Source organism: Arthrobacter jinronghuae (assembly GCF_025244825.1).
In the GTDB taxonomy this organism is placed as follows: Bacteria; Actinomycetota; Actinomycetes; order Actinomycetales; family Micrococcaceae; genus Arthrobacter_B; species Arthrobacter_B jinronghuae.
This window is the reverse complement of the sequence record NZ_CP104263.1, coordinates 3,057,646-3,081,826: the sequence shown is the minus strand read 5'-3', so window position 1 is coordinate 3,081,826 and position 24,181 is coordinate 3,057,646. Positions and strand designations below refer to the sequence as shown.

Here is a 24,181-nt window from a genome sequence, read left to right as displayed (position 1 = left end):
CCAGCAGTGGCAAAGGCAACCGGCAGCGATCCGTCCCTCCTCGCTTTGAAGCGGAGGGCACGGCGGATCAACCGGATGCTCGGCGAGGTTTATCCCTACGCCGTGGCCGAGCTGGACTTCACCAACGCGTTCGAGCTGCTGGTGGCCACTGTGCTTTCGGCCCAGACCACGGACATCCGGGTTAATGCCGTCACGCCCATCCTGTTTGCCCGCTACCCCGATGCCAAGGCGATGGCGGAGGCCGACGAGGAAACGCTGCAGGAGATTCTCCGGCCCACCGGGTTCTTCCGAGCCAAAGCGGCCAGCGTGAAAGCGTTGTCCACCCGGCTGGTCGATGAGTTCGACGGCGAAGTGCCGGACCGGCTCGAGGACCTGGTCACCCTGCCCGGCGTCGGCCGGAAGACCGCCAACGTGGTGCTCGGCAATGCCTTCGGCGTTCCGGGCATCACGGTGGACACCCATTTCGGGCGCCTGTCCCGCCGGTTCGGCTGGACCACCGCCACGGACCCGGTGAAGGTGGAGGAAGACGTCGCGGCGCTGTTCGAGCCGAAGGACTGGACGCCGCTTTCCAACCGGGTGGTGTTCCACGGCCGGCGGGTCTGCCACGCCAAGAAACCCGCCTGCGGCGCCTGCCCCGTCGCCCAGCTCTGCCCCTCCTACGGCGAAGGCGAAACGGACCCCGCGAAGGCACGCAAGCTGCTCAAGTATGAGCTGGCGCCCGGCCGCGAGGAACTGCACGCCCGGATGATGGCCGCCGAAACCCGGGCCCAGCTTCGGGCCGCCGGCTTCGGCCTCGAAGCATGAGCGCCTACGCCGATCTGCGGGCGCTGGGCGTCTCCGCGGCTACCCGCTCCACCTCCTTCGACGCGAACCTGGAACTGCTGCGCCGCAGCGTGGACCCGGCCACGGCCCGCCGTGCCGCAGTGCTGATTCTCTTCGGCAACCTGGATGACAGGCCCGCGGACTTCCGCTCCGCCGGGGTGCCCGCCGAACTCGACGTCCTGCTGGTCGAGCGGGCAGCCACACTCAACGATCACCCCGGCCAGGTGGCCTTTCCGGGCGGCTCCCTGGATGCCGCCGATGCCGGACCGGAAGCCGCAGCCCTGCGCGAAGCCCGGGAAGAAACCGGGCTGGACCCCGACGGCGTCACGGTGCTGGGAACCCTGCCGGAAGTGGGACTGCCCGTCAGCAACTTCCTGGTCACCCCGGTGCTGGGCTGGTGGGACCGGCCCACGCCGGTGGACGTGGTGGACTACGGGGAATCGGCATCGGTGTTCCGCGTACCGGTGGCGGACCTGCTCAATCCGGAAAACCGGCGCACCGCGGTAATCACCAACGGCTCACGCGCTTACCGTTCTCCCGCCTTCCTCGTGAACGGGGTGCTGGTGTGGGGCTTCACCGGCATCATCCTCAACGCCGTGCTGGATGAACTGGGCTGGACCCTGCCCTGGGATGAGAGCCGGGAGATCGTTCCCGCTGTTTAGCCTTCGCCGGCGCGTCCCGTCGCGGAAACGCTACTTGGCGTCCGCGTAGGAGTCCACGGCAACGGCGACCACCGGGAACTCCAGCGGAATCGGACCGAACAGCAGTCTCGTGGCCGCCGCCGCTGCTTCCGTCACCAGTGCGCTGACCTCCTCGACCCGTTCGGCCGGCACCTGGAGCATCACCTCGTCATGCAGGAAAAACACCAGTTCCCCTGCGGGGGAGGACGACGACGCCGCCCGCAGCCGCCGTCGTATCTCCGCCAGCCAGCACAACGCCCATTCCGCCGCCGTCGCCTGGACCACGAAGTTGCGGGTGAACCTGCCCTGGGCGCGGGCCAGCGAATCGGCGCGGCGCTGCTCTTCGGCGCTGGTGCTCTGCTGGGCGCGGAGCCAGCGTTCCGATACCGGCGGTGAACTGCGGCCCAGATGGCTGCTTACCACCTGCCCGGCTTCACCGGCCCGCGCGCCGCGTTCCACCACGCCGATGGCCTGCGGGTAGGCGCGGGTCAGTACCGGCATCAGCCGGCCCGATTCCCCGCTGGTGGCACCGTACATAGCCCCGAGCATTGCCATCTTTGCCTTGGCCCGGTCGCCGTCGAAACTGCGGTCTGCGATGCCCTGGTAGAGGTCCTTGCCGCGGGCTGCTGTCGCCAGTGCATTGTCCTGCCCCAGGGCGGCGAGGACCCGGGGTTCCAACTGCGCGGCGTCGGCCACGATCAGCCGGTGGCCGGGGTCCGGGCGAACGGCGTCCCGCACCGTCTTGGGAATCTGCAGCGCACCGCCGCCGCGGGAGGCCCACCGCCCGGACACCACGCCGCCCACCACGTATTCGGGCCGGAAGTGGCCGCCGTCCACCCAGGCATCCAGCCAGGCCCACCCGTTGGCGGTGAGGAGCCGGGAGAGCTTTTTGTACTCCAGCAGCGGCTCGATGGCGGGATGGTCCTGCTGCTGCAGCTCCCAGGAGCGGGTGCTGCGGACCTCGATGCCTGCGCGGTGCAGGGCGCGCAGCAGCTCCTGCGGGGAATCCGGATTGAAGCCGGGGTTGCCCAGCAGCCGGCGCAGCTCCGAGACCAGATGTTCGAGCTTTTCGGGGCGCTGGCCCTCCGGTGGCCGGGGGCCGAGGGTGTCCCGGAGCAGGGCTTCGTGAATGTCCCGGCGCCACGGGATGCCGGATTTTTCCATTTCCACAGCAATCAGGCCGCCGGTGGACTCCGCGACGGCCAGCAGGTTCAGTTTCGCCGGCGACGTGGAACGGGCGATCGCCTCCAACTGGTCCGCCAGTTCGGCGGCGAGCTCGGCAGCGGTGGCCTGCTGCGGACCGGCCGCCGCTCCGGCGGGGGCGTCGAGCGTATCGAAGATCGAGGTCTGGTCGGGGGAGTGCTGGACGGGGAGCAGCTGGCGGGGCGCCGGATCGGGATCGTCCACCGCGGCGCGCAGCTTTTCGATGTACGGCGTCGGAGGAACCGATTCGGCAAACCGCAGGATCCCGCGCACCAGCGCGAGGTCATGGCAGCGCTCCACCGTGATTCCGTCGTCCAGCAGCCGGGAATAGACTCCACGGGCGGTTTCCCAGACCCAGCGGACCGGCGCCTGCTCGTAGTGCCTGACGGCTGCGGCCAGCCGGTCCCGGGTAATCACGACGGCGGGCGCGGACGGAAGGCCGGCGTCGTCGGTTTCCTGCAGGGTCCAGGTCTCGTCCTCCGCCTGGGCAGCGCCGGTGCCGGGTGCGAGGACGATGTACATGCTTCTATTCTCACCCGGAACGGGCAGCACGGTGATTTGCCGCTGCTTAGCCGCTCCTTTGCCGCGCCGGGCCCGGGAAACCGGCGGCGCGGCGATAGGGGAGACTGGAAGCTCACCAACTCTCAGGGCGGAACCACTTGATCACTCTTCAGCAGGACAATGACGGCTTTATTCGGATGGACCGGCATTTCCCGGCCTCGGCCTCCATCGCGGTCCGCTTCAGCGACGGCACCAGCGAAGTGCTCACCGGCGCCCGGCTGAACCAGGCGTACGACGACGCCGTGGCCGTTTTCCGTGCCAAGAACCATCTGGATGCCAAGGGCTTCTCCCGCGTACCGAAGAAGGTTTTCCCCGGCGCCAACAAGATCAATGTTGTTCCGGTGCAGCCCGGGATGGGCAACTAGCCCAGACTCAGACGGAATCCACCGTGCGGGCAGCCAGATGCCCGGTGACGAGCCTCAGCAGTTCGGGCACCACCGCGGGGGAGAAGTAGTGGCCCATACCGGGGATCGTGGCCAGCCGTGAACCGGGAATCGCGGCCACCGTCGCCGCGCCTCCGCTGGGATGCACAATCGGATCCCGGTCGCCGTGGATTACAAGGGTCGGAACCCGGATTCCGGTCAGGGCCTCGGTGCGGTCGCCGGAGGCATTGATGGCACCGAGCTGCCGTGCCCGGGCCGTCCCGCCGTCCGGATAGGCTCCGCGGTCCCACGCCTTGCCGGCCAGTTCGGCTTCCCTTGCCGGATCCGCCGGGTGGGTCCGCCCGGCAAGATGACGCATCAGAGCTACCCGCGCCCGGATGAACTCCTCCCGGGTCCGCGGCGGCCGCGCCGCGAACCGGCGCTTGGTGGAGAAAGCTGCGGCGCCCACATCCCGGGCTCCGGTGGTGGAGATGAGGGAGGTCAGGGTCAGGACGCGGTCCGGGTGATGAGCGGCCACGGACTGGGCGATCATGCCGCCCAGCGACATCCCCACCATGTGTGCCCGGCCCACCTGCAGATGCTCCAGCAGCCCCGCGACGTCGTCGGCCATGTCCTCAATCCGGTAGGCGCCGGGCATCGGCCGGCCCAGTGCCTGACGCAGCAGCGTGGGGGCGGGTGTATCCATCCGGCCGGAGCGGCCGGCGTCCCGGTTATCCGGCCGGATGACGCGGTAACCGGCAGCAGCCAGGCCCTGTACGAATTCCGCCGGCCACGCCGCCAGGTCCAGGCCGAGACCGGACAGCAGGACCACCGGCTCGCCGTCGTCGGGTCCCTCGACCCGGTAACACAGCCGCAGCCCGGACTCGAGGGTGACGAACCGGTCTGCCGCTGAATCGTCGGCCCGGCCGGCGTTGCCCGCGGCACCGCCGGCCCTGCCGGCGTCGCCGCTGAAGTGCAGGTACTCGTCTGCCAGTGCGCCCTTCTGCAGGTCCCTCCGGTCGGCCAGGAAGTTCATGGTCATCAGCCAGGGAGCCTGCAGGCCCTGCCGGGGCAGGGACGACAGGCTGCGCTGGACATACCCGGCGCCAAAGTCCAGCAGCGGCCGGGTGGGCATGCCCGGCGGTGCCACGGGGACCGCCGATGTGTAGCCGTGCCGGTCCATGGAGCTAAGCAGGCGCGAGAACCACTGCGTCAGCAGCCCGACCTTCAGCGTCCAGGAAGCGTTGGTGTAGCCGATGGCGAAGGCCATGTTGGGGACGCCGCTGAGCATCACTCCGCGGTAGGCAACGTGCTCGGCCAGGTTCACCGGCACGCCGTCGAGCTTCAGTTCCATACCGCCCAGGACCTGGATGGTGAATCCGGTGGCGGTCACCACGACATCGGCCTCCACTTCCGCTCCGGAGGCCAGACGGAGGCCGCGCTCGGTAAACCCCGTGGTCAGGCCCGTAACCACGGTTGCGCTGCCGCTGCGCAGGGCGGTGAAGAAATCGCCGTCCGGCACCGCGCACAGCCGCTGGTCCCAGGGCCGGTACGGCGGATTCAGGTGCTTATCCAGCTCGAAACCCTCCGGGACCTTGCGGGACTGGATACCGCGGATGAGCTTCCGGGCCAAATTCGGCCACCGCTGGCAGAACACCCAGATGTACCGCTGTCGGCGGGCGCTGACCTCGGCCATGATCCGGCCGGTGCGTTCCGGGCCGACGACGCCGCGCAGCCGCCGGGCCAGGGGATCCTTCGCCGGAACGGGAAGGATATAGGTGGGCGTGCGCTGGACCATCGTCACGCGGGCGCCCAGCTCCGCCAGCGCCGGGACCAGGGTGACGGCCGTAGCGCCGCTGCCGAGTACGGCAATCCGCTTACCTGCGACGTCGAGGTCCTCGGGCCAGTGCTGCGGGTGCACTATCGGTCCGGCGAACAGTTCCCGGTCGGGGAGCTCCGGCGCGTAGCCCTCCCCGTAGCGGTAGTAGCCGGCGGCATTGAAGATCCAGCCGGCGGTGAGCTGCAGGATCTCCCCGGTCCCCACCGGTTCGGCCGGGGCAAGGTCAGGGCCGGGTTCCGGCGTGTGCGTGCGCTCCACCGTGACGGTCCAGTGCGCGTCCCGGCTGGACCAATCCGCGGAGAGTACGCGGTGGTGGTAGCGGATCAGGGAATCCACGCCGTATTCGGCGGCGGTCTCCTTGAGGTAGTGCAGGATGCTGGGGCCGTCGGCAATGGCTTTCTCTTCACGCCACGGCCGGAAGTCATAACCAAAGGTGTAGAGGTCCGAGTCGGAGCGGATTCCGGGGTAGCGGAACAGATCCCAGGTGCCGCCGGGGCGGCCGCGGGTCTCCAAGAGGGCGAGGGAGCGCCCCGGATGGTCCATGCGCAGGCGGCAGGCGGCGCCGATGCCGCTCAGACCGGCGCCGATGATCAGCACGTCCAGGTGTTCCATGTCGGTTTCCATAACTTCCCGCTTCGCGCCGTTGTGCCGGGTTGCCGGTGCTGAACCGTTCCTGCCGGATGGTTCGCTCCCGGTTAGCGCCGACCCTATCGGATTCCGCGGCCGGTAGCCGATGGAGCCGGACCTTTCCTCCACAACCTTCTTGCCGGCGGCAGTTTCCCTGATGGTTCGGTTCGGGGATAGGACTGACCGGTCCGTGGTGCGACGGTAGGGCGCATGGACATGGAACGAGGTGCGCCGGGCGCCGCACGGGTACGCACCCGGCGGCTGCCGGAAACCGGGTCGGGCCGACGGCTGCTGGGCACAGCGGGCGGGGACGCCGTCGTCGCTGTGCTGGTGGCGGAGGATCAGGCCCTTCAGGACGAAGTGGCCCGGGTCGCTGCAGCTGCCGGTGTGGAAATTCCCGTGGCTTCGGGCATCCCAGAGGCCCTGGCTTTAATGCCGGACTTGCTGCTGCTGGGCAGCGGGCACCTTCGGTTCCTGGCCGAACAGGGAGGACCGTGGCGTGTGCTCGCTGCCGCGGGAGCCGTTCAGGCCGGAACGGGGAAACCCGAGGTCATTGTGGTCAGCCTGGCGGAGGACACCACCGTCTGGGACGCAGCTGCGGGAAGTTCCGCAGGCCGGGTCGCGGTCCTCCCCGCAGCAGCCGGCTGGCTCGCCGGCTTTCTGGGCAGGCGGCGGAGCCTCTCCGGAGGTACGGTCCTGGGCGTCTTGGGTGGAGGCGGAGCCGGTGCCTCCACCATGGCCTGCTGGTTGAGCGCCAATGCCGCTGAGACGGGCCAATCGGTGCTGTTGATGGAAGGAGATGCCTGGGGAACCGGCTTGGAGTGGGCCCTGGGTGCTGCCGAGCTGGAGGGCATCCGGTGGCCGGACTTGGAGGGGCTGAGCGGCAGCCTGAATCCCGTACAGCTCGCGGCCGGGCTGCCGGCGCTCGCAGGCTTTTCACTTCTGGGCAGGGGGGCAGGGATACCTCCGGCTGATGAGGCAGTTGCCGCGGCAGTTGTGGAGGCAGCGCGGAGCGGATATCAGCTGACCGTTGTTGATTTAGGCCGGACCGTCGGGGCAGCGTCGCTGCTGCGTTTCTGTGACCAGGTGCTCTTGGTGGTCCCGGGCCGGACCGGCGGCGTCCTGGGGGCGCAGGCGTTGCTGGCTTACCTCGGGGAGGTGCCGGCCCACGTAGTGGTGCGCGGACCCCTCGGGAACGGATTGGACGAAGTCCTGGTGGCCGAAGCCCTGGGGTTGCCGCTGTCCGGTTACCTGCCCTTCCAGCGGGGAACCGGCCGGGAATACGGCCAGGTGCTGGCGGGTGCGGGACGGCCGCGGGTCAGGCGCGTGTCACAGCGGATTCTGGCGACGGTGTTGCCCCGGCCGGTTGGAGCGGCGTCGTGAGTATGTCCGGTGCCGGAAGCGGCGGAGTGCACCGCCAACGGCTGGGTCAGCCGATTGGGCCGGATCCGCTGTTGGCCCGGGTGCGGGACCGGATGCTGGCGCGCTCCGAACCGGTGACAGGAGCACGGCTGGCGGCGGCGGTGCAGGCCAGCGGGCAGTTGCTCGGTTCGGAGGGGACACTGCACGCGGTGGACCGCATGCGTGCCGAGCTGCAGGGCCTGGGGCCGCTGCAGCCGCTGGCATTGCTTCCCGGCGTCAGCGACATCTTGGTGAACGGTCCGGACCGGGTCTGGGTAGATGCCGGCCGCGGTTTGGAACTGACAGCCATCCGGTTTGCCTCCGACTCGGAGGTGCAGGCCCTTGCCACCCGCCTGGTGGCGGCCGGGGGCAGGCGGCTGGACGATTCCTGTCCCTGCGTTGATGTCCAGCTGCAGGGTTACCGCGTGCATGCAGTGCTCCGCCCGGTCTCCACCGGGTCTACGCTCCTGTCGGTCCGCATTCACCGGAACAGGTCCTTCACCCTTGCGGAACTGACACGCGGCGGAACCCTGGACCCGCAGTGTGAAGCCCTGCTCCGAACCATTGTCCGCCGACGCCTGAACTTCCTCGTCAGCGGAGCCACCGGCACCGGGAAAACGACGCTTCTCTCCACGCTGCTTTCCCTCAGCGGACCGCAGGAACGGCTGGTGCTGGTGGAAGACGCCGCGGAACTGGAACCGGACCATCCTCATGTGGTGGGCCTGCAGAGCCGGCACGGAAACGTGGAGGGCAGCGGGGTGCTGGATCAAGCCGAACTGGTGCGGCAGGCCCTGCGCATGCGGCCGGACCGCCTGGTGGTGGGTGAGTGCCGGGGAGCCGAGGTCCGGGAACTTCTGGCAGCGCTGAACACCGGCCATGACGGAGCCGGCGGAACCATTCACGCCAACTCGGCCGCGGGGGTGCCGGCCCGGTTGGCGGCGTTAGGCGCACTTGCGGGCATGGCGCCCGAAGCAGTGGCGCTGCAGGCGGCAGCAGCACTGGACGTGGTGGTCCATCTGCACCGGTCCGCCGGCACCCGCACCATTTCGGAGATCGCGGTCCTGGTGATCGCCGACGGGAAACTGACTGCCGTTCCTGCGTTGGTCCTCAGCGGAGGGGAATACCGGCGCGGCAGCGGGTGGGCGGAGCTCGAACGGCGGCTGGAGGTACGGGCAGCCGCTGACAACGGTGCCGGATCAGCGCCGGCGGGCAGTTAGCGTCGGCGTGGCAGGGCTGACCGTCGCAGTGCTCCTTGCCGTGGCATCGGCCCTGACAATCGGGTTTCCGCCGCTCCGGCCGCCGGTTGCCGGCCGCCTGGCTGCACGCAGAACGGAAGGCCAGCTTCTCCGACGGCACCGTCGGAATCGTCGGCACCGTCCCCCGGGGCTCGACGGTGATGCCCCGGCGCTGCTCGTGCGGGAACTGGCGGGGCTGCTGGCAGCGGGACGCTCGGCCCATCGGATCTGGGCGGACGCAGCCACACTGTATGAAGCGCCGGGTCCGGCGGAGACCTCCGTTCACCCCTTTTTCCCGGTGCTGCAGTCGGCCGCGGCGTCGGCAGCGTTGGGCCTTAGCCCGGTGCCGGTGCTTGCCGCCGCGGAGCATCCGGACGGCGGGGAAACGGATCCGGCGCTGCAGCAGCTGTGGTCCGGTTTGGCTGTCTGCCTGCGGGTATCGGAGCGGAGCGGCGCCCCGCTGGCCGCTGTGCTCAGCCGGTATGCCGGACAACTGGAAGCTGCCCGTGACGCCGCCTCGGACCGGGAGGCGGCAATGGCCGGCCCGCGGGCCACCGTGCGGCTCCTGACCTGGCTGCCGGGCGGCGGGATATTCCTGGGCTACCTGCTGGGCGGTAACCCGCTGCAGATCCTGACCGCGACACCGTTGGGGTGGCTCGCGGCTGCAGCCGGAACCGGGTTCTGGCTGGCAGGGCGTTTTTGGTCTTCACGGCTGGTGCGGAACGCCCAGACTCCGATTCAGGGCAATTACGGATGACCGGATTGCTGGTGTTCGCTTTCCTCTCGACGGCTGCCCTGCTCCTGACCGGAGCCGGCGGGCATCCGCGGCAGCAGCACCTCCGGCAGCATCTCCGACAGAGGAGCGTGCCCCGGCCGGAGGGCAGCACCGGCGACCCCGCGCTGATGCTGGACCTGATTGCGGCAATGTTGGAAGCAGGACAACCGCTGCCCTCGGCGTTGGCCATCCTGCGCGACGGTGTGGACCCGGCTACGTCCCGGGACCTCGACCGGCTCCTGCAGGCGCTGGACCTCGGAATTCCCTGGGATGCCTCGTGGCAGTTGTCCGCCGGTTCCGCTTCCACCGGAACGCAGCCATCGGGTGCAGAACAGATATCCCGTGTCGGCAGGGTACCAACCGGACAGGTCTCGGCACTCGCGGCACTCGGCCCGGCCCTGCGTTTCACGGCCGTTACGGGGGCCCCGTCAGCTGCGGTGCTTCATTCCCAGGCGGACGCCCTTCGGCGGCGCCGGCAGACGGAGAGCAGACGGCGGGCAGCTGCGCTCGGGGTCCGCCTGGTGATGCCGCTGGGGCTGTGTTCGCTGCCCGCGTTTGTGGCGCTGACCGTGGTGCCGCTGCTGATGTCTCTGCTTCCGGGGTGGACCTAACCGGTTCGGCAGGGCAACGTCCCTGTTCGTTCCTCCACAAGCCACCGCCGGACCGGGGTTGTCCCCACCGGTGTAGAGGCCGCGGCCTGCAACCGGCGGCCGGAGGCAGGATCAAATGACAAACCCTTTCAGCAGGAGGAAAGACACATGCCGCTCAGCACCAGATCCGTCTCCGCACCATCCCAAGCCGCTGCCCGCCCCGACATGGACGGGGGAGGGCCGGGGCCAACCTGCCCGAACCCGGAATCGGACGGCAGCCACGGGGTGTACAGCCTGTCCGGGCACACGGCCGCGGATAAGCCCCGCCTGACACTGGTGAAGCCGCTGCCGGAACCGCAGGCACCAGTGGATCCGCCGTGGACCGACCGGGATGCCGGTATGGCCACGGCCGAATATGCCATTGCCACGCTGGCCGCCGTTGCCTTTGCCGGTCTGCTGGCCATCATCCTGGGCGGCGACGAGGTCCGAGGCATGCTCGTCTCGCTCATCCGATCCGCACTGACCCTGGGGTAGGAGTGCAGGCCAAGAGCGCCGGGAGAAAGGCTTCGAAACAGGGCGACCGGGGAGCGGTGACAGCCGAATTTGCGGTGGCGCTGCCGGCGATCGTGCTTGTACTGGTCGGAGGATTGACCGGTATTTCGGCAGGTATCACCCAGCTTCGGTTGGAGGAAGCCGCCCGGGCGGCGGCACGCGAGGTCATGCGCGCAGATCAACCCGCCGCGGCGGCTGCCGTTCAGCGGCTGGCCGGAGATTCGGCCGAGCTGATCCTCTCTGCTGAGGGGCACTGGACGGCCGTGGAGGTTCGCAGTTCCCTGACCCTGCCCGTGCTGAGCCTGCTCCCGCTGGAACTTTCAGCCGACGCCGTAGCTTTTCCCGGGGACGGAGGCCTGCCGAATGGCGTTCCGTCCACCGGGTAAAGGTCAAGCCGATCCTGGGTCAGCAGTCCTGGGCGATGCCGACGTTGCGGCCGGGGCACAAAGTGACACCGCAGCCGTGGTTGGAGCCCACGTTATGGCCGGAGCCTGCGACGGGAAAGGCAGGGCGGCACCTGTCAACGCCGAGCCGAATGACCGGGGAGCGGGAACGGTTACCGCGCTCGCGATCTGCATGGTGTTGCTGGGGCTTTCCGTGGTTGCACTGGTGATGGTGCAGGCATCCGTGGCTGCTGTCCGGGCCGCCACGGCTGCGGATCTGGCAGCGCTGGCCGGTGCGGATGCCCTGCGCGGGCTGCCGCTCGGAACCTCCGCGGGCATGTACCTCGATGCCGGCGGGTCTGAAGCCGGCAACTTCGATGCTGACGACGGACTCGGTGCCGGAACCGGCGCCGCTAACACCACAGGCGATGCCTGCGGGGTGGCCCGAGAGGTGGCTGCGCGCAACACTGCTGCACTGCGCGGCTGCACCGCAGATCCCGGCTCCGGAACCGTCACCGTGGAAACGGAAGTCCAGGTCCCCGCACTGCCGGTTCCTGCCGTGGCCCGGGCACGAGCCGGACCTCCCGGCTAGGCCCGGCGGCCGTCCGGCTAGGGAGTAAGGGCCAGGGCCTCGTCCGGCGCATGGTCGAGCAGGACGTTCAACAGCGTAACGGCGCCCTTCTTATCCAGCGGATTGTTCTTGTTGCCGCACTTGGGGGACTGCACGCAGGAAGGACAGCCGCCGTCGCATTCGCAGGCACGAATGGCATCGCGGGTGGCTGCCAGCCAGATCCGGGCCGCCTCGTAACCGCGCTCGGCAAAGCCGGCACCGCCGGGATGCCCGTCGTACACGAAGATGGTCGGCTTCTCGGTGTCCGCATGCAGGGCCGTGGAGACCCCGCCGATATCCCACCGGTCACTGGTGGCCACCAGCGGGAGCATGCCGATGGAAGCGTGTTCGGCGGCATGCAGCGAACCGGGGAAATCGGCAGGGGCAAGCCCGGCCGAAACGAGGAACTTCTCATCGATGACAAACCACACGGCCTTGGTGAACAGTTCCTTGGCTTCGAGCTCCAGCGGCTCCTCGCCGAGGATCTCGTTCGAGATCAGGGCCTTGCGCTGGTAGGAGACCACCTGCGTGGTGACCTTCACCGTGCCGAAGCAGACCTGGATGCCGTTCCACTCGGAGGTGCGGTCCGTTTCCAGCACCTCCACCTGGGTAATGTCACGGGCCTGGGTGTAGAACTCCGGATTGGTGCGGGTGACCATGGCGCAGTGGTCGGCCTCGTTGAGCTCATCCACCAGGAACGTCTGCCCCTGATGGACGTAAATCGCGCCGGTATGCGCCTGGTACTGCGCCTGCGGGGAGTCCATGGTGCCCAGCAGCGTGCCCGTTTCGGTCTCGACGATGTTGATCGGCCCGCCGCCGGCGGCCCGCAGATTGACCATGGACGCGGCGCTTTCCGGATGCGTCCAGAACCAGCCGGAGGGCCGGCGCCGCAGATAGCCCTGGTCCACCAGCTGCTCCAGCAGCCCGCCCGCGGTGGGACCGAAGAGTTCCCGCTCGTCCGGAGTTATCGGCAGCTCGGCTGCGGCAGCGCATAGATGCGGTCCCAGCACGTACGGGTTGGACGGGTCGAAGACCGTCGCTTCCACCGAAATGTCGAAAATGGCCTCGGGATGGTGCACCAGATAGGTGTCCAGCGGATCGTCGCTGGCCACAAACGCGGCCAGTGCGTCCTGGCCCGAGCGCCCGGCCCGGCCGATCTGCTGGAACAGCGATGCGCGGGTGCCCGGCCAGCCGGCCACCAGCACAGCGTCCAGCCCGGAAATGTCGATGCCCAGTTCCAGCGCCGAGGTGCTGGCGATGCCCAGCAGTTCACCGCTGCGCAGCCGCCGTTCCAGCTCCCGCCGTTCTTCGGGCAGGTAACCGGAACGGTAGGCCGCTACCCGGTCCGGCAGGGAAGGATGTACCTCGTCCAACAGCCGCCGGGTGATGGTGGCAATGGTTTCGGCACCGCGGCGGGATTTGATGAAGGCGATGGTGCGGACCTGCGCTGCCACCAGGTTGGCGAGCAGATCGGCGGTCTCTGCCACCACCGTGCGCCGCGACCGTGCTCCGTTCTCGCCCTTCAGCTCGGTCAGTTGCGGCTCCCACAAGGCCACCGTGGTGGACCCGTGCGGTGAACGGTCCTGCGTCACTGCAGTGACCGGCGCACCGATCAGCCGGCTGAAGGAATCCGACGGTTCGGCGGACGTGGCCGAGGCGCCGATGAACACCGGATCGGCACCGTAGTACCGGCAGATCCGCCGCAGCCGGCGCATCAGGTTGGCGACATTCGAACCGAAGACCCCGCGGTAGCTGTGTGCCTCGTCGATGATGACGTATTTCAGGCGGCGGAAGAACCGCGCCCACCAGGCGTGGTTCGGCAGGACGCCGAAGTGCAGCATGTCCGGGTTGGCGAGCACCAGGTTGGCATGGTCCCGGATCCAGCGCCGGGCACCCGTGTCCGTGTCGCCGTCGTACGTCTCGGCCCGGACCGTGGGCAGCTGCAGCGACTTGACGGCGGCAAGCTGGTCGGCGGCCAGCGCCTTGGTGGGGGCCAGATACAGTGCGACGGCGCCGGAGGGCTCCAGCGTGGCGCGGTCATCGAGGGAAGTCCGGTGGATCGCGTCGAGGACGGGCAGCTGGTAAGCCAGCGACTTTCCCGAAGCCGTGCCGGTGGCAATGATCGTGTGCTGCCCGCTGTGCGCGGCTTCGGCAGCTTCCATCTGGTGCGCCCACGGCTCGTGGATGCCGCGGCGCTGGTAGGCGGCAACGACGTCGGGGTGCGCCCATTCGGGCCACGGCGCGTTAACGGCACGGCGCGCAGGAATGTGGTGCACGTGCATCAGCTGCTCGGGCTCGGCGCCGCCGCCCAGCAGCGGAATCAGGGAATCATGAAGAGCCACGTGCTCATTCTCCCACCCGGAAATCCGCGGGCACGCATGTTCACTGCCGGGGGAAAAGGGGGTGCGAAGATCAGAGCCGCGGCTCGAACATGACGACGGCGGCGAGGGACTCCCAGCCCAGGTACCGGTAGAGCTCCTGCCCCTCCAGCGAGGCGATAAGCAGTCCGGCGTCGGCGTCGTCCTCCAGGGCCAGCGCGGTCAATGCCCGCATCACGTAGCTTCCCAATCCCCGCCGCCGGTACGCAGGCTCGGTGATGATCCGGTCAAACACGGCGTAACCGTCGATCACGGCCACCCTTCCGGCGGCTATCGGCTGCCCCGCGTCGAGCACCGTTACGGTGCCCACCTTGTTCTCGTGGGTGCTTTCGGTTTCATAGCCGTCCCACGGCAGCACGGGGTACTCGATGTCCTGGCCCGCCATATCGGCCGCCATCAAAACCTCGTCGCTTGACCGGATCTGCATCCCGTACACCGATGCCGCGCCGTGGATTTCGTGAACCCGCGTAGTCACGATGGTGAACAGCCGGGTGGGGCTGTGCCGTGCGGAAGAAGCAAGGGCGGCGAACTCGTCATGGGAGGGTTCGAGAGCGAAATACTCCCAGTCGTTGGTCCGGTCATGCAGGAGTGCAGCCGGGAAGCGGCCCTCATGACGGGTCCGGTACCCCCTCGCCTGGGCCCACCCGGAGACCCAGGTCTCAAGCAAATCGTCATCCAGCGCTCTCATAGATGCACACTAGCGGCCACCCGGTGCGAACGGTATGCATCGGAGATGAAATGCGGATGCCTGCCTCGGTCTACCCTTATCTTGTGGCACTGAACCGAATCGCACTGTATTACGCTTTCACTCCCCTTCCCGACCCGGATGCAATCCGCCTCTGGCAGCGCGCACTCTGCGAAAAGCTGGGCCTGCGCGGGCGCATCCTGATCTCGCAGGACGGCATCAACGGCACCGTCGGGGGTGAGCTGGACGCCGTCAAGGCCTATGCGAAGGCCACCCGGGAATATCCCGCCTTCAAGAAGATGGACATCAAGTACTCCGAGGGCTCGGCGGAGGATTTCCCGCGCCTGAGCGTGAAGGTGCGCAACGAGATAGTGAGTTTCGGCGCACCGGGCGAATTGAAGGTGGACGAGAACGGCGTGGTCGGCGGCGGAACGCACCTGCGTCCCGAAGAACTCCACCAGCTGGTGGAGGAGAAGGAAAAGGCCGGCGAGGAAGTGGTCTTCTTCGACGGGCGCAACGCCTTCGAAGCACAGATCGGAAAGTTCAAGGGCGCCGTGGTGCCCGATGTTTCCACCACGCATGACTTCATCGCCGAACTGGAATCTGGCAAGTACGACGACCTCAAGGACAAGCCGGTGGTCACCTACTGCACCGGAGGCATCCGCTGCGAGGTGCTCTCCAGCCTCATGGTGAACCGCGGGTTCTCCGAGGTCTACCAGATGAAGGGCGGCATTGTCCGCTACGGGGAAACCTACGGCGACAAGGGCCTCTGGGAGGGTTCGCTCTACGTCTTTGACAAGCGGATGCACACGGAGTTCACGGACGACGCCGTGACCATCGGCCAGTGCGTGCGCTGCCAGGCTCCCACGAGCAAGTTCGAGAACTGCTCCAACCCGTCCTGCCGCAAGCTGACCCTGTACTGCGCGGACTGCGCATCGGACCCCGCCACGCTCCGCTGCCCTGACGGCTGCGACGGGTGACCTCCGGAAATACTTAGGCCGCCCCTAACTGCCTCTATACTTCCCCACCCGGCGTTGTTAGCATCGCGGGCACGGGCGCTGATGTCCGGAACAGGCCTGACCGGAACCGGCGTCTGCCGGGCACGCCGGGATCGGGCGCAGCCCAAAGGCGGGGGAGCATGGAAACGGTTGGCACGGCGGCGGACGCCGCAAAGAAGACGAACGAATGGGACCGGATAGTCGACGTCCTTGTGGTGGGATCGGGTGCGGCCGCGCTGACGGCGGCCATCACTGCAGCGGATGAGGGACTGGACGTCCTGGTCGTGGAGAGCACCAAACTCTGGGGCGGCACCACCTCCATTTCCGGCGGCGGTCTCTGGATGCCCAACAACCCCCTGATGAAAGCGGCAGGGGTGCAGGACAGCCAGCAAAACGCCCTCACCTATATGGAAGAGGTGATTGCCGACGTCGGGCCCGCCTCCTCGCGCGAACGCAAGCTCGCGTTCCTGCGCTCGGTGCCGGAAGTCGTGACGTTCCTGGGCGGTCTCGGGGTCCAGTGGATGCGTTCCAAGGACTACCCGGACTACTACCCGGACCGGCCCGGCGGAATGGTCGGCCGCTCCCTTGAGGTGAAGCCGTTCGACACGAAACTGCTCGGCCCCTGGTTCAAGCACTCGCGCGCCGCGGCGTCGGGCATTCCCGCGCCCCTGGCCACCGACGACGTCTGGGAGCTCTCCCGGGCATGGTCCACGCCGAGCGGGTTCATCCGCGGCGCCCGCTTCGTTTTCCGCACCCTCGGCGGGCTGGTCCGGGGCAAGCGGCTGTACGGTCTGGGTGGAGCCCTGTCCTCCTCGCTCATGTACATCGTGCGTAACCAGCAGACGCCGGTCTGGCTCTCGGCGCCGCTGACGGACCTGATCCAGGACGACGACGGCGCGGTGCTGGGCGCCGTCGTCCGCCGGCAGGGACGGGACGTCCGGATTCGGGCAAGGCACGGCGTGGTTCTGGGCGCCGGCGGCTTTGCACGGAACGCCGAGTGGCGGGAAAAGTACCAGGGCCTGGAGAAGGAGTACTCCTCGGCCCCGGAAGGCGACCTGGGCCAGGCCATCGACATTGTGGCCGCTCGGGGCGGTGCGCTGGCCCTCATGGACGATGCCTGGTGGGGACCGACCGCCGTTGGACCCAAGGGGAAGGTGACGTTCACGCTTGCGGAGCGGTCCATGCCGTTTTCCCTGGTGGTGGACGCGGCGGGCAAACGGTTCCTGAACGAGTCCGAATCCTATGTGGATTTCGGCCACCACATGCTCGAGAACAACAGGAAAGTACCGGGGGACCCCGCCTGGCTGGTGTTCGAGGCCCGGCACGCCCGCCGCTACCTGTTCAACGCCCTGCTGATCGGGCGCAAGGACTGGACGCGGCAGGGGCTGCTGCTTCGGGACGACACGGTTGCGGGGCTGGCGGAGAAGATGGGTGTGCCGCCGGCGGCGCTGCAGGCCACGGTGGAACGGTTCAACGGCTTCGCGCAGACCGGCATCGACGAAGATTTCCATCGCGGCGACACCGTCTATGACAACTACTACAGCGATCCGCGGGTGAAGCCGAACCCGAACCTGGGGCCGCTGGAGAAGGGACCGTTTTCCGCCGTGCGCCTGTACCCCGGGGACCTGGGCACCAAGGGCGGTCTGGTGACGGACACCGATGCGCGCGTGCTCCGCGAGGACGGCAGCGTCATTCCCGGACTGTATGCCGCTGGAAACACCACCGCCTCCGTCATGGGCCGGACCTATCCGGGGGCCGGGGCAACCATCGCACCGGCCGTAGTCTTCGGTTACCGCGCTGCCCGGCACGCGGCTGCCCACGCTCCCTCGGTTGTCAGCCCGGTGGAGGCGGCCGCACCGGCACCCGCACCGGCATCCGCACCGGCAGCGGACGTTCCGGTGCAGGGGACGGTCGGTTAGCGGGCTCACCGGCAGCAAGGCGTTCCGGGCAGTGACCGAACGTCCGGGCAGAGCGGACGGGTACTTCCTCGACTTGTTGGAGGTGCCCGTCCGTCGTTTGCACGGACCGCAGATAGCGCGGCCCTAGACTGGGGATGTGATTGATTTCTCTTCCGTTCCTTCCGCACCCCGCAGCCGTGACACCTGGCTTCTCAAGGCGCTCGCCGCCGATCTGGAGGAAGCCGGCTACACCGTAAACGGTGTGGCCGGGTTCCTTGGCGAGGAAGCATCGGCGGCCCTGCAGCGGGACCAGCTGGTTCCCGCCCTGCTGGCCTGCCGTGCGGAAGCGGAAGCCTCAGATCCCCGTCGGGTGGCGGTTCCCATCCAGCTTTGGCTTTTGGGGGAAACGGCTGAGCGGGCCGCACTGGACAGCGCGCTGCCGCGCACCGGCACCGAAGGCCTCCTGGAACTCGGGCTCATTGAACGCGGACGCATCTTCGGCACCTTCCGTGCAGCAGTGGACCTGCGCCCCTACGGCACCGATGACGGCGGCACCGGTTCCGCCGGCAATCCGGACGGTGATCTCTGGGTGGCCAGCGACCTGGGCAGCCACCAGCGTCCCGGCGTGCTGCGACGCGACCACGTCCTCGGCATCGGACAGGCTTCCCTGAGCCTGGCCCAGCTCACCGTACGCACGCCTGTGGGACGCGCCTTGGACCTGGGCACCGGATGCGGGATCCAGACCTTCCATCTGCTCCGGCACGCGGACCATGTGACGGCGACCGACGTTTCCGAGCGTGCCCTCGGCTTCACCCGGTTCAACCTGATGCTCAACGCCCCCCAGCTGGACATCGATCCGGACCAGCCCGAGGAGCGGTTCACCCTCCGGCTGGGCAGCCTGCTGGAGCCGGTGGCCGGCGAAAAGTTCGATCTGGTGGTCTCCAACCCGCCGTTCGTCATCACTCCGCGCACCGGCGGCGACAACGATGAAAGGTACACCTACCGCGACGGCGGCCTGGCCGGTGACGGCATCGTCGCTGCCCTGGTGGCCGGCCTCGAGGAGGTCCTGCGTCCCGGCGGCACCGCCCAGATGCTGGGGAACTGGGAGATCCCGGCCGGCCGGGACGAGGAATGGTCCGCCAGGCTCGAGGAATGGCTTCCGGAGGGGACGGACGCCTGGGTCATCCAGCGCGAAACACTGACCCCGACGGAGTACGCCGAAATGTGGCTCCGCGACGCCGCGCAGGGCCGCGAACGCGAGGAATACACTGCGGCGTACGCCGGTTACCTGGAGGACTTCGCTTCCCGGAATGTTGGAACTGTGGGGTTCGGCTCACTTTGGCTGCGCCGACGGCGGAAGCCCGGCGCCGAGCCGCTGCGCAGGTTCGAGGAAATCACCCACCCCATTGAACAGCCCGTGGGTCCGCACCTCGATGCCGCCGTACGCCGGTTCGACTGGGTCACCAGCCGCACCAAGCTGGAGAACGTTCACCTTCTGGTCGCCGAAGACGTTACTGAGGAGCGCCACCAGCGCCCCGGCGCCGAGCATCCGGGTGTGATTCTGCTCCGTCAGGGCGCCGGACTGCGGCGGACCAACCTCATGAGCACGGAGCTCACCGGGTTCGTTTCCGCCTGTGACGGCGAGCTCTCCGTGGGACAGATAGTCTCAGCCCTGGCCGCCCTGCTGGATCGCCCTGAACCGGAGTTTGGCGAAAACCTGATCGCGGAAGTGCGTAATCTGGTCTTGGACGGGTTCCTCGTTCCGGACCGCTGGTAGGTCCCGCGCCTGTCCCGGTGCGGGTCAGTGCCTGCGGTGCTTTCCGGTTACCCTAGTGCTGGGGCATCGCGCATACTGTCTGTGGATGTACCGGACTGCCGATGCACCAAAGCGCCGGAACAAAGCGCCCCAAAACTTATTTGAACCACCCCGTTACGTAGGAGAACAGTGCCAGTTAAGGCAACGGACAAGAAGACCGGCAAGAAGAAGCTTGTAATTGTCGAGTCTCCGGCCAAGGGCAAGACCATCGCCGGGTACCTCGGCGAAGGCTTCGAGGTGACGGCGTCGATGGGTCATATCCGCGATCTTCCGCAGCCCTCCGACCTGCCCGCGGACCTGAAGAAGACGGGCGTCGGCAAGTTTGCCGTGGACCTCGACAATGACTTCGAGCCGTATTACGTGGTGTCTGCGGACAAGAAGAAGAAGGTGGCCGAGCTCAAGGCCGCGTTGAAGGACGCCGACGAGCTCTACCTCGCAACTGACGGTGACCGTGAAGGCGAAGCCATTGCCTGGCACCTGCTGCAGGTGCTCAAGCCCAAGGTCCCCGTTCACCGGCTGACCTTCCCGGAAATCACCCGCGAAGCCATCCAGCGTGCCCTGCTGGAGATGCGCGACGTCGACGTCGCCATGGTGGACGCCCAGGAAACCCGCCGCATCCTTGACCGGCTCTACGGCTACGAGATTTCCCCTGTGCTCTGGCGCAAGGTCGCCCGCGGCTTGTCCGCCGGACGTGTGCAGTCCGTCGCCACCCGGCTCGTGGTCGAACGCGAGCGGGAGCGCATGGCGTTCCGCGCGGCGTCGTACTGGGACCTGGTGGGAACCTTCGCCACGGAAGCCGCCGAGAAATTCAAGGCCCGCCTGGTCTCCGTCGACGGCGCCCGCGTCGCCACCGGCAAGGATTTCACCGACCGCGGTGAGCTGAAGTCCAAGACCGCCGTGCACCTGGACGAAGCAGCTGCCGTCTCGCTTGCCGCCGGCCTGGAATCGGCGGCATTCACCGTCCGTTCGGTGGATACCAAGCCGTACACCCGCCGTCCGGCCGCGCCGTTCACCACCTCCACCCTGCAGCAGGAAGCCGGCCGCAAGCTGCGCTTCTCCTCGCGGGTGACGATGCAGGTGGCCCAGCGGCTGTACGAAAACGGTTACATCACCTATATGCGTACGGACTCCCCGGCGCTGTCGGACCAGGCCATCAACGCCGCCCGCCGCCAGGCCTCGGAGCTTTACGGCCCCGAGTACGTGCCCGAAGCCCGGCGCGTCTACAAGGGCAAGTCCAAGAACGCGCAGGAAGCACACGAGGCCATCCGCCCCGCCGGTGACTCCTTCCGCACCCCCGCACAGGTGGCCTCCTCGCTGCGCGGCGACGAGTTCCGGCTCTACGAGCTGATCTGGAAGCGAACCGTCGCCTCCCAGATGGCCGACGCCAAGGGTTCCACCGCTTCCGTGCGCCTCGGTGCGGTGTCCGCTGACGGGCGCGACGCCGAGTTTTCGGCTTCCGGCACGGTCATCACCTTCCGCGGCTTCATGGCTGCCTATGAAGAGGGCCGCGACGCCGCCCGCGAGGACGACGAGGCCGAGGGCACCGAAGGCGCCCGCCTGCCGGTGCTGAAGGCCCAGGACACCTTGACTGCTGCGGACATCGCTGCCGGCGGACATGAGACCTCCCCGCCGCCGCGGTTCACTGAAGCGTCGCTGGTGAAGATGCTCGAAGAACTCGGCATCGGCCGCCCCTCCACGTACGCCGCCACCATCTCCACGATCATGGACCGCGGCTATGTCACCAGCCGCGGCCAGGCACTCGTGCCGAGCTGGATCGCGTTCTCCGTGGTCCGCCTGCTGGAGGAACACTTCACGGACTACGTGGATTACGACTTCACCGCCGAACTCGAAGAAGACCTGGACCGCATTTCCCGCGGCGAGGCCGGCCGCGTGGAGTGGCTGAACCAGTTCTACTACGGCGACCGTGTGGAAACCGGCCTGCACACCATCGTGAACGACCTTGGCGAAATTGACGCCAAGGCGATCAACTCGATCGAGATTGCCGACGGCATTGTGCTGCGCGTGGGCAAGTTCGGCCCCTACCTGGAGCGTCCGCTGCCCGCAGACGCCCCCGAAGGGACCGAGCCCGAGCGGGCAAACGTTCCCGAGGACCTGGCCCCTGACGAACTCACCGCCGAAAAGGCCGTGGAACTGATGGAGACCGCCGCTCCCGAAGAACGCGTGCTGGGCACCGATCCGGAGACGGGCCGGACCATCGTGGCCCGCAACGGCCGCTACGGTCCGTACGTGATCGAGCTGATCCCGGAACCCACCGAAGAGGACCTGGCCAACCAGCCGGTGGAGTACTACAAGAACGGCAAACCCAAGCCTCCGAAGAAGCCGGTGAAGGTCAAGCCGCGCACCGGCTCGCTCTTCAAATCCATGAGCGTGGAAACGGTGACCTTGGACGAGGCGCTGAAGCTGATGAAGCTGCCGCGTGTCCTGGGCACAGACGCCGAAGGCAACGAGATCACGGTGCAGAACGGCCGGTTCGGTCCGTACCTGAAGAAGGGCACGGATTCGCGCTCGATCGGCTCCGAAGAGGAAATCTTCACGATCACGCTTGAGCAGGCGCTGGAGATTTATTCCCAGCCCAAGCAGCGCGGCGGCCGGCAGGCTGCGGCACCGCTGGCAGAATTCGGTGCTGATCCCGTGTCGGAAAAGCCGATTGTGGTCAAGGACGGCCGCTTCGGGCCGTACATCACGGACGGCATCACCAACATCACGGTGCCCCGCTCCACGGCCATCGAAGAGCTGACCCGCGAGCAGGCCATTGAACTGCTGGCGGAGAAGCGCGAGAAGGGCCCGGCGAAGAAGCCCGTGAAGAAGCGTGCGGCTCCGCGGAAAGCTACAGCGAAGAAGTAGGGACCGGTAGAGCCATAATGGAATCATGCGCCTAGGCGTTCTCGACATCGGGTCCAATACCGTCCACCTCCTGCTGGTGGACGCCCATCCCGGTGCCCGTCCAGTCTCCTTCGCCTCGCACAAGCGTCCGCTGCAACTGGTGTCCTACCTGGACGCCGACGGCGCGATAAGCGAGGCCGGGCAGGAAGAACTCATCGGGTTCGTCAACGAGGCCTGGAACTTCGCCCGCCGGCACGGCGCGCAGGACCTGCTGGCCTTCTCCACCTCGGCCATCCGGGAATCGGCCAACGGTGCCGAGGTCCTGGCCCGGGTGCAGCGGGAGACCCCGGTGCGGCTGGAGGAACTCTCCGGCGGAGACGAAGCGGCGATGACGTTCCTCGCCGTCCGCCGCTGGTACGGCTGGGGCGCCGGTTCCATCCTGGACCTGGACATCGGCGGGGGTTCCTTCGAAATGGCACTGGGCCAGGACGAACTTCCGGAAATCGCCCGGTCCCTGCCGCTCGGCGCCGGGCGGCTGACCCGGGACTGGCTTCCCGAGGATCCGCCTTCACCCAAGAGCATCAAGAAGCTGCGCAAGTACATCCGCGGGATGGTCGGGGAAGCGGCTGAGGAGTTCAGCGCCTTCGGCCGTCCGGACCTCGTTGCCGGAACGTCCAAGACCTTCCGGTCACTGGCGCGCATTGCCGGCGCCGCGCCGTCGGCCGCCGGACCGTTTGTGCCCCGTGTGCTCACGCTGGAGGACCTGTCCCTCTGGACCAAACGGCTGGGCGCCCTGAGTGCCCGGGACCGTGCCGGTCTGGACGGTGTGTCCGCGCTGCGCGCCCCGCAGATGCTGGCCGGAGCTCTGGTGGCGCAGGCCGCCATGGAAGCCTTCGACGTGCAGTCCCTGAAGATCTGTCCGTGGGCGCTGCGCGAGGGCTTGATCCTGCGCCGGTTCGACACCCTGCGCTTCGAAACAACCGGTGACCTGCCCCGCGGCCCCGCCGAAGGAGAGGAATTCCTCGTGGCTGCCGGGGCGGGTCCTTCCTCCAACGGAAAGCCAACCTGACATGCCGACGCCCCTGCCGCAGCCCGGACGCGCCGCCATTCCGGTGGCGTTGTCCAGCGCTTCCGTATACCCGCTGTCCGTGCATGACACCTTCGCGGTGGCTCATGACCTGGGCTATGACGGTGTGGAAATCATGGTCACCAACAGCCAGGTCAGCCAGGACCCGGAGTCCCTCAGGGAGCTGAGCGAGCAGTACCGGCAGCCGATCCTGGCCATCCACGCCCCCACCCTGCTCCTGACGCAGCAGGTCTGGGGTGCGGCCTGGACCAAGATCGAGCTGTCTGCGGCGATGGCCGCGGAAGTAGGTGCTTCCACCGTGGTGGCGCACCCACCGTTTAGGTGGCAGACGGGTTATGCGGAGAACTTCGCCGAAGGCGTGAAGGATATCGCCGAGCAATACGGCGTCACCATCGCCGTGGAGAACATGTATCCGTGGCGGGTGCGGGGGCGTGAGGCAAAAGCCTACCTGCCGCATTGGAACCCGATTCCTGAGCCGTATGAAAACGTCACCTGGGACTTTTCCCATGCTGCCATCGCCGGCATGGACTCCTTTGAGCAGATCCGGAAGCTCGGGGACCGGCTCCGGCACGTCCACCTGACGGATGGAACTCCCAACGGCAAGGATGAGCATCTGCTGCCCGGCGACGGCACGCAGCGGTGTGCGGAGGCGCTGTCCTACCTGGCCGACGCCGGGTTCGACGGCGTGGTGGCCGTGGAAGTCAGCACCCGAAAGGCCCGTGGCGCGGGGGAGCGCGAGGAACAGTTGAAGCAGACCCTGGAATTCGCACGGGAGCACCTCCGGCCCAAAGCCGTCCTGGCCGGGCACAGCGCCAGCTGACCGGCCGCCTTTGC

20 protein-coding genes are annotated in these 24,181 nt (G+C 67.9%); 16 read left to right on the top strand and 4 right to left on the bottom strand.

Annotated elements, in window-relative coordinates:
- Window positions 1-6 precede the first annotated feature (6 nt).
- Together nth and N2K98_RS14455 are read left to right on the top strand one after the other, a co-directional pair.
- Entirely contained in the window at window positions 7-804 is a 798-nt protein-coding gene (nth, locus tag N2K98_RS14460; RefSeq protein ID WP_227919148.1) for an endonuclease III, read from the top strand.
- A complete protein-coding gene (locus N2K98_RS14455) occupies window positions 801-1,484 on the top strand; it encodes an NUDIX hydrolase (protein WP_255864892.1) in 684 nt (227 codons plus the stop codon). Before nth ends, N2K98_RS14455 begins: the two co-directional genes overlap by 4 nt.
- A gap of 30 nt (window positions 1,485-1,514) precedes the next feature.
- Here N2K98_RS14455 and N2K98_RS14450 read toward each other — a convergent pair whose 3' ends face one another.
- Window positions 1,515-3,227 (bottom strand): bifunctional 3'-5' exonuclease/DNA polymerase, encoded by a 1,713-nt coding sequence (locus N2K98_RS14450; protein WP_255864893.1) that lies wholly within the window; start codon window positions 3,225-3,227, stop codon window positions 1,515-1,517.
- A 137-nt stretch (window positions 3,228-3,364) separates the two neighbouring features.
- On the opposite strand from N2K98_RS14450, the gene N2K98_RS14445 reads away from it, so the two are divergent.
- Window positions 3,365-3,631 carry a hypothetical protein gene (locus N2K98_RS14445; protein WP_229950329.1) on the top strand — a complete coding sequence of 89 codons (267 nt, stop codon included), beginning with the start codon at window positions 3,365-3,367 and terminating at the stop codon, window positions 3,629-3,631.
- 7 nt (window positions 3,632-3,638) lie between these two features.
- Here the strand turns inward: N2K98_RS14445 and N2K98_RS14440 are convergent, their stop codons facing one another.
- Complete coding sequence (locus N2K98_RS14440) at window positions 3,639-6,080, bottom strand: alpha/beta fold hydrolase (RefSeq protein WP_255864894.1); 2,442 nt, start codon at window positions 6,078-6,080, stop codon at window positions 3,639-3,641.
- 225 nt (window positions 6,081-6,305) lie between these two features.
- Here N2K98_RS14440 and ssd point away from each other — a divergent pair, with 225 nt between their 5' ends.
- The 7 genes from ssd to N2K98_RS14405 all read left to right on the top strand — a co-directional run bounded on the left by ssd (window position 6,306) and on the right by N2K98_RS14405 (window position 11,623).
- A complete protein-coding gene (ssd, locus tag N2K98_RS14435; protein WP_255864895.1) occupies window positions 6,306-7,478 on the top strand; it encodes a septum site-determining protein Ssd in 1,173 nt (390 codons plus the stop codon).
- A 2-nt stretch (window positions 7,479-7,480) separates the two neighbouring features.
- Window positions 7,481-8,713 carry a TadA family conjugal transfer-associated ATPase gene (locus N2K98_RS14430; RefSeq protein WP_308219815.1) on the top strand — a complete coding sequence of 411 codons (1,233 nt, stop codon included), beginning with the start codon at window positions 7,481-7,483 and terminating at the stop codon, window positions 8,711-8,713.
- A gap of 7 nt (window positions 8,714-8,720) precedes the next feature.
- The gene (locus N2K98_RS14425) at window positions 8,721-9,488 is read left to right on the top strand and encodes a type II secretion system F family protein (RefSeq protein WP_255864896.1); all 768 of its coding nucleotides are present in this window, start codon (window positions 8,721-8,723) and stop codon (window positions 9,486-9,488) included.
- On the top strand, window positions 9,485-10,117 hold the full coding sequence (locus N2K98_RS14420; RefSeq protein WP_255796835.1) for a type II secretion system F family protein: 633 nt from the start codon (window positions 9,485-9,487) through the stop codon (window positions 10,115-10,117). The genes N2K98_RS14425 and N2K98_RS14420 overlap by 4 nt, the downstream gene beginning before the upstream one ends.
- Before the next feature lie 147 nt (window positions 10,118-10,264).
- A complete protein-coding gene (locus N2K98_RS14415; RefSeq protein WP_255864897.1) occupies window positions 10,265-10,630 on the top strand; it encodes a DUF4244 domain-containing protein in 366 nt (121 codons plus the stop codon).
- Window positions 10,631-10,686: 56 nt separating this feature from the next.
- Window positions 10,687-11,034: a TadE family type IV pilus minor pilin gene (locus N2K98_RS14410; RefSeq protein WP_255864898.1), complete on the top strand. Its 348-nt coding sequence runs from the start codon at window positions 10,687-10,689 to the stop codon at window positions 11,032-11,034.
- A complete protein-coding gene (locus tag N2K98_RS14405) occupies window positions 11,012-11,623 on the top strand; it encodes a hypothetical protein (protein WP_255864899.1) in 612 nt (203 codons plus the stop codon). Before N2K98_RS14410 ends, N2K98_RS14405 begins: the two co-directional genes overlap by 23 nt.
- A 17-nt stretch (window positions 11,624-11,640) precedes the next feature.
- Here the strand turns inward: N2K98_RS14405 and N2K98_RS14400 are convergent, their stop codons facing one another.
- Both N2K98_RS14400 and N2K98_RS14395 read right to left on the bottom strand, forming a co-directional pair.
- Window positions 11,641-13,983 carry a DEAD/DEAH box helicase gene (locus N2K98_RS14400; protein ID WP_255864900.1) on the bottom strand — a complete coding sequence of 781 codons (2,343 nt, stop codon included), beginning with the start codon at window positions 13,981-13,983 and terminating at the stop codon, window positions 11,641-11,643.
- 70 nt (window positions 13,984-14,053) lie between these two features.
- Complete coding sequence (locus tag N2K98_RS14395) at window positions 14,054-14,707, bottom strand: GNAT family N-acetyltransferase (protein WP_255796841.1); 654 nt, start codon at window positions 14,705-14,707, stop codon at window positions 14,054-14,056.
- An 83-nt stretch (window positions 14,708-14,790) separates the two neighbouring features.
- Here N2K98_RS14395 and trhO point away from each other — a divergent pair, with 83 nt between their 5' ends.
- The 6 genes from trhO to N2K98_RS14365 all read left to right on the top strand — a co-directional run bounded on the left by trhO (window position 14,791) and on the right by N2K98_RS14365 (window position 24,167).
- Window positions 14,791-15,684: an oxygen-dependent tRNA uridine(34) hydroxylase TrhO gene (gene trhO / locus N2K98_RS14390; protein ID WP_255864901.1), complete on the top strand. Its 894-nt coding sequence runs from the start codon at window positions 14,791-14,793 to the stop codon at window positions 15,682-15,684.
- A 158-nt stretch (window positions 15,685-15,842) separates the two neighbouring features.
- Window positions 15,843-17,621, top strand: coding sequence for an FAD-dependent oxidoreductase (locus N2K98_RS14385; RefSeq protein WP_255864902.1), 1,779 nt, complete (start codon window positions 15,843-15,845; stop codon window positions 17,619-17,621).
- Between the two features lie 136 nt (window positions 17,622-17,757).
- Complete coding sequence (locus N2K98_RS14380) at window positions 17,758-19,377, top strand: DUF7059 domain-containing protein (protein WP_255864904.1); 1,620 nt, start codon at window positions 17,758-17,760, stop codon at window positions 19,375-19,377.
- A 168-nt stretch (window positions 19,378-19,545) separates the two neighbouring features.
- Window positions 19,546-22,281 carry a type I DNA topoisomerase gene (gene topA / locus N2K98_RS14375; protein WP_255864905.1) on the top strand — a complete coding sequence of 912 codons (2,736 nt, stop codon included), beginning with the start codon at window positions 19,546-19,548 and terminating at the stop codon, window positions 22,279-22,281.
- Window positions 22,282-22,306: 25 nt separating this feature from the next.
- Window positions 22,307-23,329 (top strand): Ppx/GppA phosphatase family protein, encoded by a 1,023-nt coding sequence (locus tag N2K98_RS14370; protein WP_255864906.1) that lies wholly within the window; start codon window positions 22,307-22,309, stop codon window positions 23,327-23,329.
- Between the two features lies 1 nt (window position 23,330).
- Window positions 23,331-24,167, top strand: coding sequence for a sugar phosphate isomerase/epimerase family protein (locus N2K98_RS14365; protein ID WP_255864907.1), 837 nt, complete (start codon window positions 23,331-23,333; stop codon window positions 24,165-24,167).
- Window positions 24,168-24,181 lie beyond the last annotated feature (14 nt).

Excerpts from the sequence above, each read along its gene's own strand:
- N2K98_RS14455 (WP_255864892.1), top strand. The coding sequence starts at position 801 with ATGAGCGCCTACGCCGATCTGCGGGCGCTGGGCGTCTCCGCGGCTACC.
- N2K98_RS14450 (WP_255864893.1), bottom strand. The coding sequence starts at position 3,227 with ATGTACATCGTCCTCGCACCCGGCACCGGCGCTGCCCAGGCGGAGGAC.
- N2K98_RS14440 (WP_255864894.1), bottom strand. The coding sequence starts at position 6,080 with ATGGAACACCTGGACGTGCTGATCATCGGCGCCGGTCTGAGCGGCATC.
- ssd (WP_255864895.1), top strand. The coding sequence starts at position 6,306 with ATGGACATGGAACGAGGTGCGCCGGGCGCCGCACGGGTACGCACCCGG.
- N2K98_RS14430 (WP_308219815.1), top strand. The coding sequence starts at position 7,481 with ATGTCCGGTGCCGGAAGCGGCGGAGTGCACCGCCAACGGCTGGGTCAG.
- N2K98_RS14420 (WP_255796835.1), top strand. The coding sequence starts at position 9,485 with ATGACCGGATTGCTGGTGTTCGCTTTCCTCTCGACGGCTGCCCTGCTC.
- N2K98_RS14415 (WP_255864897.1), top strand. The coding sequence starts at position 10,265 with ATGCCGCTCAGCACCAGATCCGTCTCCGCACCATCCCAAGCCGCTGCC.
- N2K98_RS14405 (WP_255864899.1), top strand. The coding sequence starts at position 11,012 with ATGGCGTTCCGTCCACCGGGTAAAGGTCAAGCCGATCCTGGGTCAGCA.
- N2K98_RS14395 (WP_255796841.1), bottom strand. The coding sequence starts at position 14,707 with ATGAGAGCGCTGGATGACGATTTGCTTGAGACCTGGGTCTCCGGGTGG.
- N2K98_RS14385 (WP_255864902.1), top strand. The coding sequence starts at position 15,843 with ATGGAAACGGTTGGCACGGCGGCGGACGCCGCAAAGAAGACGAACGAA.
- N2K98_RS14370 (WP_255864906.1), top strand. The coding sequence starts at position 22,307 with ATGCGCCTAGGCGTTCTCGACATCGGGTCCAATACCGTCCACCTCCTG.
- N2K98_RS14365 (WP_255864907.1), top strand. The coding sequence starts at position 23,331 with ATGCCGACGCCCCTGCCGCAGCCCGGACGCGCCGCCATTCCGGTGGCG.